Below are 14,760 nucleotides of genomic sequence, written 5' to 3'. Positions count from 1 at the left end.
TCGTGTGCACCAAAGCGAGGTGAGCATGGCGACGGACACCCCACGGATTCCAGAACAAGGCGTGGCCACTCTGCCTGATGAGGCTTGGGAGCGTGCGCGCCGTCGTGCGGAGATCATCAGTCCGTTGGCGCAGTCGGAGACGGTCGGGCACGAAGCGGCCGATATGGCGGCTCAGGCGCTGGGCTTGTCTCGGCGCCAGGTATACGTTCTGATCCGGCGTGCCCGGCAAGGCAGCGGCCTCGTGACGGATCTGGTGCCCGGCCAGTCCGGTGGAGGTAAAGGTAAGGGGCGCTTGCCGGAACCGGTCGAGCGCGTCATCCACGAGCTACTGCAAAAGCGGTTCCTGACCAAGCAGAAGCGCAGCCTAGCGGCCTTTCACCGCGAAGTCACTCAGGTGTGCAAGGCTCAAAAACTGCGAGTGCCGGCGCGCAATACCGTGGCCTTACGGATCGCTAGCCTTGACCCGCGCAAGGTCATCCGCCGGCGGGAAGGCCAGGATGCCGCTCGTGACCTACAAGGTGTGGGCGGCGAGCCTCCTGCCGTGACCGCGCCGCTGGAGCAGGTGCAGATAGACCATACGGTCATCGACCTGATCGTGGTCGATGACCGCGACCGGCAACCTATTGGCCGCCCGTACCTGACCCTCGCCATCGACGTGTTCACCCGCTGCGTGCTCGGCATGGTCGTCACGCTGGAAGCGCCGTCTGCCGTTTCGGTTGGCCTGTGCCTCGTGCATGTCGCCTGCGACAAGCGCCCTTGGCTGGAAGGACTGAACGTGGAAATGGATTGGCAGATGAGCGGCAAGCCCTTGCTGCTCTACCTAGACAACGCGGCCGAGTTCAAGAGCGAGGCCCTGCGCCGGGGTTGCGAGCAGCATGGCATCCGGCTGGACTATCGCCCGCTGGGACAGCCGCACTATGGCGGCATCGTGGAACGGATCATCGGCACGGCGATGCAGATGATTCACGACGAACTGCCGGGAACGACCTTCTCCAACCCTGACCAGCGCGGCGACTACGATTCCGAAAACAAGGCCGCCCTGACGCTGCGCGAGCTAGAGCGCTGGCTCACATTGGCGGTCGGCACCTACCACGGTTCGGTGCACAACGGCCTGCTCCAACCGCCGGCCGCGCGCTGGGCCGAGGCCGTGGCGCGTGTCGGCGTACCGGCCGTCGTCACACGCGCTACTTCGTTCCTGGTCGATTTTCTGCCGATCCTCCGGCGCACGCTGACCCGCACCGGCTTTGTCATCGACCACATCCACTACTACGCCGATGCGCTCAAGCCGTGGATTGCGCGGCGTGAACGCTGGCCGTCCTTTCTGATCCGGCGCGATCCCCGCGACATCAGCCGTATCTGGGTGCTGGAGCCGGAGGGACAGCACTACCTGGAAATCCCGTACCGCACCCTGTCCCATCCGGCCGTCACGCTCTGGGAGCAGCGCCAGGCGCTGGCACGGCTACGGCAGCTCGGGCGCGAGCAGGTGGATGAATCGGCGCTGTTCCGCATGATCGGCCAGATGCGCGAGATCGTGTCCACCGCGCAGAAGGCCACGCGCAAGGCGCGGCGTGATGCGGATCGACGCCAGCACCTCAAGCTGTCGCCTCCACCCGTCAAGCCCACACCGCCGGACGCGGACAGCGCCGACTCGCAGGTTGGCAACCTGCCGCCAGCCAAACCGTTCGAGCAGATCGAGGAGTGGTAGCCGTGGACGAGTATCCCTGCATCGACCTATCTCACCTGCTTCCGGCGGCGCAGGGATTGGCAAGGCTGCCGGCCAGCGAGCGAATTCAGCGCCTTCGCGCCGACCGCTGGATCGGCTATCCACGCGCGGTCGAAGCGTTGAACCGGCTGGAGGCCTTGTATGCCTGGCCGAACAAGCAACGCATGCCCAACCTGCTGCTGATCGGCCCGACCAACAATGGCAAGTCGATGATCGTCGAGAAGTTCCGCCGCACCCACCCGGCCAGCTCCGACGCCGACCAGGAGCACATCCCGGTGTTGGTCGTGCAGATGCCGTCCGAGCCGTCCGTGATCCGCTTCTACGTCGCGCTGCTCGCCGCGATGGGCGCGCCGCTGCGCCCACGCCCACGGTTGCCGGAAATGGAGCAACTGGCTCTGGCACTGCTGCGCAAGGTCGGCGTGCGCATGCTGGTGATCGACGAGCTGCACAACGTGCTGGCCGGCAACAGCGTCAACCGCCGGGAATTCCTCAACCTGCTGCGCTTCCTCGGCAACGAACTGCGCATCCCGTTGGTTGGGGTAGGCACGCGCGACGCCTACCTAGCCATCCGCTCCGATGACCAGTTGGAAAATCGCTTCGAGCCGATGATGCTGCCGGTATGGGAGGCCAACGACGATTGCTGCTCACTGCTGGCCAGCTTCGCCGCTTCGCTCCCGCTGCGCCGGCCTTCCCCAATTGCCACGCTGGACATGGCTCGCTACCTGCTCACACGCAGCGAGGGCACCATAGGGGAACTGGCGCACTTGCTGATGGCGGCGGCCATCGTCGCCGTGGAGAGCGGCGAGGAAGCGATCAACCATCGCACACTCAGCATGGCCGTTTACACCGGACCCAGCGAGCGGCGGCGGCAATTCGAGCGGGAACTGATGTGAAGCCTGCGCCGCGCTGGCCGCTGCATCCCGCCCCGAAAGAAGGCGAGGCGCTGTCCTCATGGCTCAACCGCGTGGCCCTTTGCTATCACATGGAGGAGCCCGACCTGCTGGAGCACGATCTTGGTCACGGCCAGGTCGATGACCTGGACACCGCGCCACCACTCTCGCTGCTGGCGTTGCTTTCCCAGCGGAGCGGCATCGAGCTGGACCGGCTGCGCTGTATGAGTTTCGCCGGATGGGTGCCTTGGCTACTGGACAGCCTTGATGACCAGATTCCAGACGCCTTGGAAACCTATGCGTTTCAGCTCTCGGTGTTGCTGCCAAGACTCCGCCGTAAGACGCGATCCATCACGAGCTGGCGTGCCTGGCTGCCCAGCCAGCCGATAAACCGCGCCTGTCCGCTCTGCCTGAGCGATCCGGAGAACCAAGCCGTACTGCTCGCGTGGAAGCTGCCCCTGATGCTGAGCTGCCCGCTGCATGGCTGCTGGCTGGAATCCTATTGGGGCGTGCCAGGGCGGTTTCTCGGCTGGGAGAACGCCGACGCCGAACCGCGCACCGCCAGCGACGCGATTGCGGCGATGGACCAGCGTACCTGGCAGGCACTGACAACCGGTCACGTGGAGCTGCCGCGCCGACGCATCCACGCCGGATTGTGGTTTCGACTTCTTCGCACGCTGCTCGATGAGCTGAACACCCCGCTTTCCGCGTGCGGAACCTGCGCGGGGTATCCCCGCCAAGTCTGGGAAGGCTGCGGGCATCCGCTGCGTGCTGGGCAAAGTCTGTGGCGACCGTATGAAACCCTGAATCCGATAGTACGGTTACAGATGCTGGAGGCGGCGGCAACGGCAATCAGCTTGATTGAGGTGAGGGACATCAGCCCGCCAGGCGAGCAGGCAAAGCTATTCTGGTCCGAGCCCCAAACCGGGTTCACCAGTGGCCTGCCGACGAAAGCGCCGAAGCCCGAGCCCATCAATCACTGGCAGCGTGCAGTCCAGGCCATCGACGAGGCCATCATTGAAGCGCGACACAACCCCGAGACGGCACGCTCGCTGTTCGCGTTGGCTTCCTATGGTCGGCGCGATCCCGCTTCCTTGGAACGGTTGCGCGCCACCTTCGTGAAGGAAGGCATCCCGCCGGAATTTCTGTCACATTACCTGCCTGATGCACCCTTTGCATGTCTTAAACAAAATGACGGGTTAAGTGACAAATTTTGACGGATAGAGCTTTCCGGCTCACACTGTCACATAATCGAACGTATACGTGACGGGTGAAAAGGTGCTGATCGGCTACATGCGGGTATCGAAGGCGGACGGATCCCAGTCCACCAATTTGCAACGCGATGCGCTCATCGCCGCTGGTGTGAGCCTTGCGCACCTTTACGAGGATCTGGCCTCGGGCAGGCGCGATGATCGCCCAGGGTTGGCTGCTTGCCTGAAGGCGCTTCGTGAAGGGGACACGCTGATCGTGTGGAAGCTCGATCGGCTTGGCCGTGATCTGCGCCACCTGATCAACACCGTGCACGACCTAACTGCGCGTAGCGTGGGCCTGAAGGTCCTGACCGGTCACGGTGCGGCGGTCGACACGACGACTGCCGCCGGCAAGCTTGTGTTCGGTATTTTTGCCGCGCTGGCCGAGTTCGAGCGTGAGTTGATTTCCGAGCGAACAGTCGCTGGACTTATCTCGGCGCGCGCTCGCGGCAGGAAAGGGGGGCGCCCCTTCAAGATGACCGCCGCCAAGCTACGCCTGGCGATGGCCAGCATGGGGCAACCGGAAACCAAGGTGGGCGATCTCTGCGAAGAACTCGGGATTACCCGGCAGACGCTCTACCGGCACGTGTCGCCCAAGGGCGAACTGCGGCCAGACGGCGTAAAGCTGCTCTCCCTCGGTTCAGCCGCATAAATGGAGGCGACCTGGAACGGGGCGCTGTTCAGTGCGGCAACGATCCGATTACCGGTGTCGACCCAGAGCAGCCGTAGAGCTTTTGGGAAAGCTGTCGTTCAACATTCGGTTGAGCTGCGAACGGGCTTGTCCCGTGAGTCCGCTCGAACCGGTTGTTAGGTGGCGCCAGTCCACATTTTCCATTATTTTCTTCGCAATTGCAAGCAAATGATCGTTTTCCTGCGTATGTATAGGTATGGGAACTTACATTCCCCATCGGGAAGGGATAATCCAGACCATAGTCCGCAATTCTCTAACCCAGTACCAAGCCTACGCAAGTCCATCGCAAACTATCCTTGACCGCCTTGAGCATTTTGCTGAATGTGCCGATTGGACCAAGGGTGTTGTTCGAATACGTTGCCATGATTGTGGACATTCGTACTTCAGGCCATTTTCGTGCAAGGTTTTCCACCTTTGCCCATCCTGTGACCAAAAACGGACCTTGCTCTATGCTGAATACCTGGCCGAGGATTTGCTCCTTGATCTACCGCATCGGCAATTTGTTTTTACGATTCCCAAGATTCTCAGACCATACTTTAAATCGGATAAGCGACTGTTTGGCGAGGTGTCCAGGCTGGTATTCTCCTTGCTTTCTGATTTTTTCTCCCTGGCAGCCGGTCAAGAACTACTATGTGCCTGTGTTGTCAGCTATCAGTCGTTTGGTGAATTCGCTCGATTCCACCCGCACTGGCATGTTCTGGTTCTGGAAGGTGGGTTCACCAAGTACGACCGCTTTGTATATTTACCAATTGGAGCCGACGAAGGGATGCTCAAGGTCTGGCAAGCAGCGATTATGGCTTTGTTTCTGCGAAAGGAACTAATAGATCAAGCCCGAGTGAACATGCTCAGAGACTGGAAGCATTCCGGCTTTAGCATCGAGAGCGAAACCAGACTATTCAACAAGGCCGATCGAGAAGCCCTCGGCCAGTATGTCGTTCGCGGCGCTACCTGTGCAGAAAAAATTCAGTATGATCCAGCTTCCGACACGATAATCTGGACAGCTAGCCCAAAGGGATTCTACAAAGGAAAAACAGAGACCTTCAAAGGCTTTGAATTCGTCGACCAGCTTGTGGCCCATTTACCACCAAGGCGGGTTCAATTGCTTCGTCGCTATGGCGTATATGCGGGCAAAGTCCGCAAGCAGTGGCAAGAGCGCCCCAATATTTATAGCCTGGCCCCAGAAAGTTGGCAAAAAGGTCATCCACGCGAATCCAAAATTGTTCCAGCCATACCTCAGGAGAAACCGGAAACTGTCCAAGTTTCCGATGCCTGGTCCAAGTTGCGCAAACAAAGTTGGGCACGGTTGTTACAGAAAGTCTATGAAGTTGACCCGTTTGTTTGCCCAAAATGCCAGGGAACAATGTCGGTTGTGGCGATAATCGAGGATCCCAAGGAGCTTGCCAAGATTATTAACTGGGCAAAGCAGCAGGAACGGGAGCAGCCAGTGGCCGTCTGTGCTCGTTCACCTCCTGAGCTTGCTTTGGTGTAGGTATAATACCCAAAAACGAAGTTTATGCGGAACAGGATAACACCTCGAAATCGGAGTTTATATGGCTTCGTGGGGGAGTTATGTGTTTGAGCTTTGTCGCATTAACGCGAATCAGGGGTTGACGGCAGAAATAGACTGGAATTACACTTCTTGGAGTCGGCGTTGCCGGAAAATTCTGATTGGATTAGTTGTTCGGGGTGCGAAAACAGTCGTAGTTCGGGGGAAAAACCGAATTTTGACCCGAAACCGCAAAAAACCCGAAATGACAGTTCCTATCAGTTTCTTCGTCCGCATCCCGAAACACTTTCCGTATGCGCTCTTCCGCCAGGCGGCGGATGGCATCGGTTAGCATCTTTTGTTCCTGGTCTAGTTCAAAATCGATCATGTGCAGCTCCTATAAAATGTGTCTAAATTCAGTGTGTTTGTGGTTTGATTCGTAATGCGTAATGCGTAATAAACCTTACGCATTACGTTTTACGCATTTCACTAGTGACTGATAGCACTGAAATCCTTTAACGTCTCACGATTGCATCTGTCATACGGGCGACCCGAACGATTGCTTTGACGTCATGGACGCGCACAACGTCGGCTCCTCGGTCAATGCCAATGGCGACGGTGGCCGCCGTTCCTTCTATGCGCTGGTCTGGCGGCAAATCGAGCGTATAGCCAATAAATGATTTGCGCGACGGACCTATTAAGATGGGAAATCCCATTGTTTTGAACTGATTAATCTGGTCGAGCAGTTGCAAACTTTGCTCGACGGTTTTACCGAAGCCGATGCCGGGATCCAGGATAATTTGGGACTCTTTTACGCCGGCTTTTAAGGCGATGTCGATGCTTTCTTGTAATTCACGTTTAACGTCGGTGATGAGGTCGTCGTATTTTACCCCGATGAAGCGCCCGCCCAGCTTTTTTTCTTGCGCTATGTTCTTTGGTTTGCTGCGGTTGTGCATAAGGACGATGGGGCAGCCGGCTTGTGCTGCCAGGCCGGCCATGTCCGGGTCCATGCGCAGCCCCCTGACGTCGTTGAGCCAGCTGGCGCCTGCCGCCAGGGCCGCTTCGGCCACGGAAGCGCGGTAGCTGTCGATGGAAATAACGACGTCCACAGCCTGGCGTACGGCCTGCACCACCGGCAGCACCCGCGCCAGTTCTTCCTCTGCGCTTATAGGTGAGCTGCCAGGGCGGGTACTCTCGCCGCCAATGTCGATGATGTCTGCGCCGTCGGCTACAAATTGTTTGGCCTGGGCTACCGCTTTGGCGATGACATCTTCTTCAACCATAACGCCATCTCCAGAAAAGCTGTCTGGAGTGACGTTGAGGATGCCCATGATGTAGGTGCGTTCACCCCATTTGAAGCTGGTTAGTGTGGTTGACATCAATAGCAGTTCCTTGAAAATTTTTTTCACCCTCTCCCCAGCCCTCTCCCACCGGGAGAGGGAGATGTTCCCTCCCCATTTTAGGGGGAGGGTTAGGGTGGGGGTTAAGTGCCCATGAAGTTTGGTTGATCCGGTAAACGGTAAACGGCCGTTGTGGCCTCATCTACGGATGAGGATACGTCAGCCAGCATTTGGGCTACAGACTTTTGGGTCTGGGGATGTTCGTAATCGGGCGCAATGTCAGCCAGGGGTGCCAGGACAAAAGCACGTTCATCGACGAAGGGATGAGGAATAGCCAGGATATCGTCGTTCATGATCATGTTGTCATAGAAAAGGATGTCGATGTCGATGAGGCGCGGCCCCCATTTAAAAGTGGGTTTACGCCCAATTTCAAAACTGGAAGAAAAACGCTGTCTTTCTTACAATTTCCACAAATCCGACAAAATCCACTTTTAGTTTTATTATAAATTGATGACATTTTCTCCTCCGCCCGAAGGGTCAAGCTAACGCTTGAGTTAAGCCGCGCCGCGAAGCGGCGTCGGCTTGAACGAATTGTTAGACATTATTTGCCGACTACCTTGGTGATCTCGCCTTTCACGTAGTGAACAAATTCTTCCAACTGATCTGCGCGGGAGGCCAAGCGATCTTCTTCTTGTCCAAGATAAGCCTGTCTAGCTTCAAGTATGACGGGCTGATACTGGGCCGGCAGGCGCTCCATTGCCCAGTCGGCAGCGACATCCTTCGGCGCGATTTTGCCGGTTACTGCGCTGTACCAAATGCGGGACAACGTAAGCACTACATTTCGCTCATCGCCAGCCCAGTCGGGCGGCGAGTTCCATAGCGTTAAGGTTTCATTTAGCGCCTCAAATAGATCCTGTTCAGGAACCGGATCAAAGAGTTCCTCCGCCGCTGGACCTACCAAGGCAACGCTATGTTCTCTTGCTTTTGTCAGCAAGATAGCCAGATCAATGTCGATCGTGGCTGGCTCGAAGATACCTGCAAGAATGTCATTGCGCTGCCATTCTCCAAATTGCAGTTCGCGCTTAGCTGGATAACGCCACGGAATGATGTCGTCGTGCACAACAATGGTGACTTCTACAGCGCGGAGAATCTCGCTCTCTCCAGGGGAAGCCGAAGTTTCCAAAAGGTCGTTGATCAAAGCTCGCCGCGTTGTTTCATCAAGCCTTACGGTCACCGTAACCAGCAAATCAATATCACTGTGTGGCTTCAGGCCGCCATCCACTGCGGAGCCGTACAAATGTACGGCCAGCAACGTCGGTTCGAGATGGCGCTCGATGACGCCAACTACCTCTGATAGTTGAGTCGATACTTCGGCGATCACCGCTTCCCTCATGATGTTTAACTTTGTTTTAGGGCGACTGCCCTGCTGCGTAACATCGTTGCTGCTCCATAACATCAAACATCGACCCACGGCGTAACGCGCTTGCTGCTTGGATGCCCGAGGCATAGACTGTACAAAAAAACAGTCATAACAAGCCATGAAAACCGCCACTGCGCCGTTACCACCGCTGCGTTCGGTCAAGGTTCTGGACCAGTTGCGTGAGCGCATACGCTACTTGCATTACAGCTTACGAACCGAACAGGCTTATGTCCACTGGGTTCGTGCCTTCATCCGTTTCCACGGTGTGCGTCACCCGGCAACCTTGGGCAGCAGCGAAGTCGAGGCATTTCTGTCCTGGCTGGCGAACGAGCGCAAGGTTTCGGTCTCCACGCATCGTCAGGCATTGGCGGCCTTGCTGTTCTTCTACGGCAAGGTGCTGTGCACGGATCTGCCCTGGCTTCAGGAGATCGGAAGACCTCGGCCGTCGCGGCGCTTGCCGGTGGTGCTGACCCCGGATGAAGTGGTTCGCATCCTCGGTTTTCTGGAAGGCGAGCATCGTTTGTTCGCCCAGCTTCTGTATGGAACGGGCATGCGGATCAGTGAGGGTTTGCAACTGCGGGTCAAGGATCTGGATTTCGATCACGGCACGATCATCGTGCGGGAGGGCAAGGGCTCCAAGGATCGGGCCTTGATGTTACCCGAGAGCTTGGCACCCAGCCTGCGCGAGCAGCTGTCGCGTGCACGGGCATGGTGGCTGAAGGACCAGGCCGAGGGCCGCAGCGGCGTTGCGCTTCCCGACGCCCTTGAGCGGAAGTATCCGCGCGCCGGGCATTCCTGGCCGTGGTTCTGGGTTTTTGCGCAGCACACGCATTCGACCGATCCACGGAGCGGTGTCGTGCGTCGCCATCACATGTATGACCAGACCTTTCAGCGCGCCTTCAAACGTGCCGTAGAACAAGCAGGCATCACGAAGCCCGCCACACCGCACACCCTCCGCCACTCGTTCGCGACGGCCTTGCTCCGCAGCGGTTACGACATTCGAACCGTGCAGGATCTGCTCGGCCATTCCGACGTCTCTACGACGATGATTTACACGCATGTGCTGAAAGTTGGCGGTGCCGGAGTGCGCTCACCGCTTGATGCGCTGCCGCCCCTCACTAGTGAGAGGTAGGGCAGCGCAAGTCAATCCTGGCGGATTCACTACCCCTGCGCGAAGGCCATCGGTGCCGCATCGAACGGCCGGTTGCGGAAAGTCCTCCCTGCGTCCGCTGATGGCCGGCAGCAGCCCGTCGTTGCCTGATGGATCCAACCCCTCCGCTGCTATAGTGCAGTCGGCTTCTGACGTTCAGTGCAGCCGTCTTCTGAAAACGACAGCATTTAGATCGATATGTGATAAATTGGCCTGCCAGTTTAAGATGGGTGCATTTGAGTATGCCCAAAGGAGCCCGCAAGTATGCGCAGGACGAAGCCAGTAGCCGCGCCGATGGTGGCGCGGGTCTATCTGCGCGTCAGCACCGACGCGCAGGACTTGGAACGCCAAGAGGCGATCACTACGGCCGCGAAGGCCGCCGGCTACTACGTCGCCGGCATCTACCGTGAGAAGGCATCCGGCGCACGCGCCGACCGGCCTGAGCTGCTGCGCATGATCGGCGACCTACAGCCCGGCGAGGTGGTCATTGCCGAGAAGATCGACCGCATCAGCCGCCTACCTTTGCCCGAGGCCGAGCGCCTGGTGGCCTCGATACAGGCCAAAGGCGCACGCCTGGCCGTCCCTGGCGTGGTCGATCTATCCGACCTGGCGGCCGAGGCCCAGGGCGTCGCCAAGATCGTGCTGGAAGCCGTGCAGATCATGCTTTTTCGCCTGGCCTTGCAGATGGCCCGCGACGACTACGAGGACAGGCGCGAACGCCAGCGCCAAGGCATTGAGTTGGCCCGCCAGGCCGGGCGGTACAAGGGCCGCCGTGCTGATCCGAAGCGCCGCGCCCAAGTTGTCGCGCTGCGCAAGTCCGGCTACAGCATCAACAAGACCGCCGAGCTGGCCGGGTACAGTGCGGCCCAGGTGAAACGGATATGGGCCGAGGTCAGCCAGGCCGAAGCGAAGCAGCACGGCGCGTTCGTGGAGGACGCATTGACGGAAGCCGATGCCCTGGCCGCTGTCGGCCAGGATGAGCGCCAGGAGGAAAGGGCATGAAGAAGCCGAACCAAGACGACGAGCCGTTTTTCATCACCGAGGAGATTGCGGCCGAAATGATCGCCGGCGGCTATGAGTTCGAGCTGCCGCCCATTCCTTGCACCATCCGCCTACGCGACGTGCTGGAGCGCATGACCGATGCTGAGCTAGCATTGCAGCCGGGCGAGATCGCCGACCAGGAGCGTGAACGCTGCCGGCGCAAGCCGTGTTCAACCTCATGATCTGGTCATGGTATTTTTCATGGCACTGAGCCTGATAGTTCTTGCAAATTGTTGTCACTAAAGGGTTTTGTGTGCTTGTTTACAATCGAGTGGGAGTGACGGGCACTGGCTGGCAATGTCTAGCAACGGCAGGCATTTCGGCTGAGGGTAAAAGAACTTTCCGCTAAGCGATAGACTGTATGTAAACACAGTATTGCAAGGACGCGGAACATGCCTCATGTGGCGGCCAGGACGGCCAGCCGGGATCGGGATACTGGTCGTTACCAGAGCCACCGACCCGAGCAAACCCTTCTCTATCAGATCGTTGACGAGTATTACCCGGCATTCGCTGCGCTTATGGCAGAGCAGGGAAAGGAATTGCCGGGCTATGTGCAACGGGAATTTGAAGAATTTCTCCAATGCGGGCGGCTGGAGCATGGCTTTCTACGGGTTCGCTGCGAGTCTTGCCACGCCGAGCACCTGGTCGCTTTCAGCTGTAAGCGTCGCGGTTTCTGCCCGAGCTGTGGGGCGCGGCGGATGGCCGAAAGTGCCGCCTTGCTGGTTGATGAAGTACTGCCTGAACAACCCATGCGTCAGTGGGTGTTGAGCTTCCCGTTTCAGCTGCGTTTCCTGTTTGCCAGCCGGCCCGAGATCATGGGGTGGGTGCTGGGCATCGTTTACCGCGTCATTGCCACGCACCTGGTCAAGAAAGCGGGCCATACCCACCAAGTGGCCAAGACGGGCGCGGTCACCCTGATCCAGCGTTTTGGATCGGCGCTCAATCTGAATGTTCACTTCCACATGCTGTTTCTCGACGGTGTGTATGTCGAGCAATCCCACGGCTCAGCGCGTTTCCGCTGGGTCAAGGCGCCGACCAGCCCAGAGCTCACCCAGCTGACGCACACCATCGCCCACCGGGTGGGTCGCTATCTGGAACGGCAAGGCCTGCTGGAACGGGATGTCGAAAACAGCTATCTGGCCTCGGATGCGGTGGATGACGACCCGATGACACCCCTGCTGGGGCACTCGATCACTTACCGTATCGCTGTCGGTTCACAGGCGGGGCGAAAGGTGTTCACTTTGCAAACTCTGCCGACCAGTGGTGATCCGTTCGGTGACGGGATTGGCAAGGTAGCCGGGTCCAGCCTGCACGCCGGCGTGGCGGCCAGGGCCGATGAACGCAAGAAGCTCGAACGGCTGTGCCGGTACATCAGCCGCCCGGCGGTATCCGAGAAGCGGCTGTCGTTAACACGAGGCGGCAACGTGCGCTACCAGCTCAAGACGCCGTACCGGGACGGCACCACGCACGTCATTTTCGAACCATTGGATTTCATTGCAAGGCTGGCCGCCCTGGTACCGAAGCCCAGAGTCAACCTAACCCGCTTCCACGGGGTGTTCGCACCCAACAGTCGGCACCGGGCGTTGGTCACGCCGGCAAAACGGGGCAGGGGCAACAAGGTCAGGGTGGCTGATGAACCGGCAACACCAGCACAACGGCGAGCGTCGATGACATGGGCGCAACGGCTCAAGCGTGTTTTCAATATCGACATCGAGACCTGCAGCGGCTGCGGCGGCGCCATGAAAGTCATCGCCTGCATTGAAGACCCTATAGTGATCAAGCAGATCCTTGATCACCTGAAGCACAAAGCCGAAACCAGCGGGACCAGGGCGTTACCCGAAAGCCGGGCGCCACCGGCTGAGCTGCTCCTGGGTCTGTTTGACTGACGAGCCTGAAGGCCAACGATACCAATCAAAATGCTGCGTTCACAGCGCCGCGGCAGGGATCCGCCGTGCTGGTTGTCGGAAAAGGAGCCGCTAGTGGGAAAGAGGAGGGTAAATTTTCAGCGTTGCTGGCTCCCCGTCAGCCGGATTGGGTTGCATCGCAGGGGTGTCGAAAGAGTCAACTGCGGTCCAAAGCTGTTGGACTTGGGTGAAAAGGGCGTTTATTCTTCCTATACGTTGTCGGCAGCGGGCCAAAAAGGAATACGTCCATGCCCATCGAGGTGAAACCGGCTGTGAGCGCGGGTTCAAGCATATAGCCCGACAGGCGCGTATCCTTGCCGATCACGACACGATGGCGGTGGTCACCGCGACGAAAGACACGGCCAGCCGCCATGCCGACGCGCAAGGCGGTTTCCGCCGTCATCGCGCCTTCGTTGGCTTTGCCACGAATACCGTCTGTGCCGAAATATTTGCGCACCATAAGGTCGATTATCCTGTCGTCGGGTCGCCCTCAAAGGGGACATGCCTGCTGAACCGCGAATATAGAGAAATATCCCGAATGTGCAGTTAACGAATTCTTGCGGTTTCTTTCAGCGCCGCCAATACCGCCAGCCCGTCGCGCAAGGGGCGCGGCTCGTGTGTGCGGATGAAGTCAGCTCCACCTGCGGCGGCGGCAAGCTCTGCAGCGAGTGTCGCGGCCCCGACATCCCCCGGACCACGGCCTGTGAGCGCGCGCAGAAAGGATTTGCGCGAAACAGACAGAAGCACCGGCAAATCGAAGCGCAGCCGCAATTCATCGAACCGCGCCAGCACCGAGAGCGAGGTTTCGGGAGCAGCCCCCAGAAAAAACCCCATGCCGGGATCAAGGACAAGGCGGTTGCGTTTGATACCGGCACCCGTCAGCGCCGCGATGCGCGCGTCAAAGAACGCCGCAATGTGATCCATGATGTCGCCAGCGGGTGCCTCGCGCCGATCTGCCTGCCCGTCTTGCACCGAATGCATAACGACGAGTTTGGCAGATGATTTCGCCAATTGCGGATAGAACGCAGCGTCTGGAAAACCGCGAATATCATTGAGATAGGCCACACCACGCGACAAGGCATAGGCTTGCGTCGCGGGTTGATAACTGTCGAGCGAGACGGGAATGCCATCTGCCTTGAGCGCGTCCAGCACCGGCGCGATACGCGCGATTTCTGTGTCGGACGAAACAGGCGCGGCGTCGGGATTGCTGGATGCCGGACCGAGGTCGATCACATCTGCCCCCTCGGCCATCAGCTTACGCGCCTGCGCAATGGCTGCGTCTGGCGCCAGATACCGGCCTCCATCGGAGAAACTGTCCGAGGTTATGTTGACGATGCCGAAAATGATGAGCGATTTATTCATGGGGGCTTCTATAATAATAATAATCGAGCATGAGTCTCATACGGATGCTCGGGTCGAAAGGGAATCCCCAGGCGAGTAACCTGTTTGCGGTGATCCATTGGCTGCAGGAGCAGAAGAGCATACATCTGGAAGCAAAGCCAGGAAAGCGGCCTATGGAGCTGTGCGGCAGCGCTCAGTAGGCAATTTTTCAAAATATTGTTAAGCCTTTTCTGAGCATGGTATTTTTCATGGTATTACCAATTAGCAGGAAAATAAGCCATTGAATATAAAAGATAAAAATGTCTTGTTTACAATAGAGTGGGAATAAGTTGAGCCACAAGGGCGCCGTAAGGCGCCCTTGTCGTATCTGTTTCCTGTGCTGGCCCCTTCGCGGGTAAAACCGTGAAGGGGCCAGCACAGGCCGATACAAGACTTCACTTAATCTTTCCCATTTGCAGGTGTATCGTATTCGCCCTTCATCGCCAGCCAATGCTGGCAGCTTGATTGCGCAGAACACGAGGTAC

At 58.4% G+C, this 14,760-nt stretch carries 14 protein-coding genes and 1 pseudogene; 9 read left to right on the top strand and 6 right to left on the bottom strand.

Going from position 1 to position 14,760, the window contains the following annotated elements; all coding sequences use genetic code 11:
* Positions 1-25 precede the first annotated feature (25 nt).
* From Q9451_RS25305 to Q9451_RS25285, 5 genes are all read left to right on the top strand, one after another.
* Positions 26-1,705, top strand: a complete 1,680-nt coding sequence (locus Q9451_RS25305; RefSeq protein ID WP_172691858.1) for a Mu transposase C-terminal domain-containing protein — start codon at positions 26-28, stop codon at positions 1,703-1,705.
* Positions 1,706-1,707: 2 nt separating this feature from the next.
* Positions 1,708-2,616 (top strand): TniB family NTP-binding protein, encoded by a 909-nt coding sequence (locus Q9451_RS25300; protein WP_172691850.1) that lies wholly within the window; start codon positions 1,708-1,710, stop codon positions 2,614-2,616.
* Positions 2,613-3,830, top strand: coding sequence for a TniQ family protein (locus Q9451_RS25295; RefSeq protein ID WP_006122485.1), 1,218 nt, complete (start codon positions 2,613-2,615; stop codon positions 3,828-3,830). Before Q9451_RS25300 ends, Q9451_RS25295 begins: the two co-directional genes overlap by 4 nt.
* Before the next feature lie 61 nt (positions 3,831-3,891).
* Positions 3,892-4,515 (top strand): recombinase family protein, encoded by a 624-nt coding sequence (locus Q9451_RS25290; protein WP_003155741.1) that lies wholly within the window; start codon positions 3,892-3,894, stop codon positions 4,513-4,515.
* Positions 4,516-4,750: 235 nt separating this feature from the next.
* Positions 4,751-6,043: an IS91 family transposase gene (locus Q9451_RS25285; protein WP_014325823.1), complete on the top strand. Its 1,293-nt coding sequence runs from the start codon at positions 4,751-4,753 to the stop codon at positions 6,041-6,043.
* 184 nt (positions 6,044-6,227) lie between these two features.
* Here the strand turns inward: Q9451_RS25285 and Q9451_RS25280 are convergent, their stop codons facing one another.
* From Q9451_RS25280 to aadA1, 4 genes and pseudogenes are all read right to left on the bottom strand, one after another.
* Positions 6,228-6,428 (bottom strand): acyl-CoA/acyl-ACP dehydrogenase, encoded by a 201-nt coding sequence (locus tag Q9451_RS25280; protein ID WP_164522547.1) that lies wholly within the window; start codon positions 6,426-6,428, stop codon positions 6,228-6,230.
* Between the two features lie 127 nt (positions 6,429-6,555).
* Positions 6,556-7,419, bottom strand: coding sequence for a sulfonamide-resistant dihydropteroate synthase Sul4 (sul4, locus tag Q9451_RS25275; protein ID WP_128681947.1), 864 nt, complete (start codon positions 7,417-7,419; stop codon positions 6,556-6,558).
* A 104-nt stretch (positions 7,420-7,523) separates the two neighbouring features.
* Complete coding sequence (locus Q9451_RS25270; RefSeq protein WP_234831446.1) at positions 7,524-7,757, bottom strand: hypothetical protein; 234 nt, start codon at positions 7,755-7,757, stop codon at positions 7,524-7,526.
* Positions 7,758-7,934: 177 nt separating this feature from the next.
* Positions 7,935-8,773, bottom strand: a pseudogene (aadA1, locus tag Q9451_RS25265) (ANT(3'')-Ia family aminoglycoside nucleotidyltransferase AadA1).
* A 145-nt stretch (positions 8,774-8,918) separates the two neighbouring features.
* Between aadA1 and intI1 the strand changes: the two are divergent.
* From intI1 to Q9451_RS25245, 4 genes are all read left to right on the top strand, one after another.
* Positions 8,919-9,932, top strand: coding sequence for a class 1 integron integrase IntI1 (intI1, locus tag Q9451_RS25260; RefSeq protein WP_000845048.1), 1,014 nt, complete (start codon positions 8,919-8,921; stop codon positions 9,930-9,932).
* A gap of 282 nt (positions 9,933-10,214) precedes the next feature.
* Positions 10,215-10,952, top strand: a complete 738-nt coding sequence (locus Q9451_RS25255) for a recombinase family protein (protein ID WP_001366550.1) — start codon at positions 10,215-10,217, stop codon at positions 10,950-10,952.
* Positions 10,949-11,173 (top strand): hypothetical protein, encoded by a 225-nt coding sequence (locus Q9451_RS25250; protein WP_000743213.1) that lies wholly within the window; start codon positions 10,949-10,951, stop codon positions 11,171-11,173. The genes Q9451_RS25255 and Q9451_RS25250 overlap by 4 nt, the downstream gene beginning before the upstream one ends.
* A gap of 210 nt (positions 11,174-11,383) precedes the next feature.
* Complete coding sequence (locus Q9451_RS25245) at positions 11,384-12,877, top strand: IS91-like element ISVsa3 family transposase (RefSeq protein ID WP_001120888.1); 1,494 nt, start codon at positions 11,384-11,386, stop codon at positions 12,875-12,877.
* A 175-nt stretch (positions 12,878-13,052) separates the two neighbouring features.
* Here Q9451_RS25245 and Q9451_RS25240 read toward each other — a convergent pair whose 3' ends face one another.
* Positions 13,053-13,355, bottom strand: coding sequence for a phosphoglucosamine mutase (locus Q9451_RS25240; RefSeq protein WP_000251875.1), 303 nt, complete (start codon positions 13,353-13,355; stop codon positions 13,053-13,055).
* Positions 13,356-13,441: 86 nt separating this feature from the next.
* Positions 13,442-14,257 (bottom strand): sulfonamide-resistant dihydropteroate synthase Sul2, encoded by an 816-nt coding sequence (gene sul2 / locus Q9451_RS25235; RefSeq protein ID WP_001043260.1) that lies wholly within the window; start codon positions 14,255-14,257, stop codon positions 13,442-13,444.
* Positions 14,258-14,760: the final 503 nt, after the last annotated feature.

The sequence above is a fragment of the Pseudomonas sp. NY8896 genome (assembly GCF_039634505.1).
The sequence above is the reverse complement of the archived record's forward strand: the minus strand, read 5'-3'. Positions and strand labels throughout refer to the sequence as shown.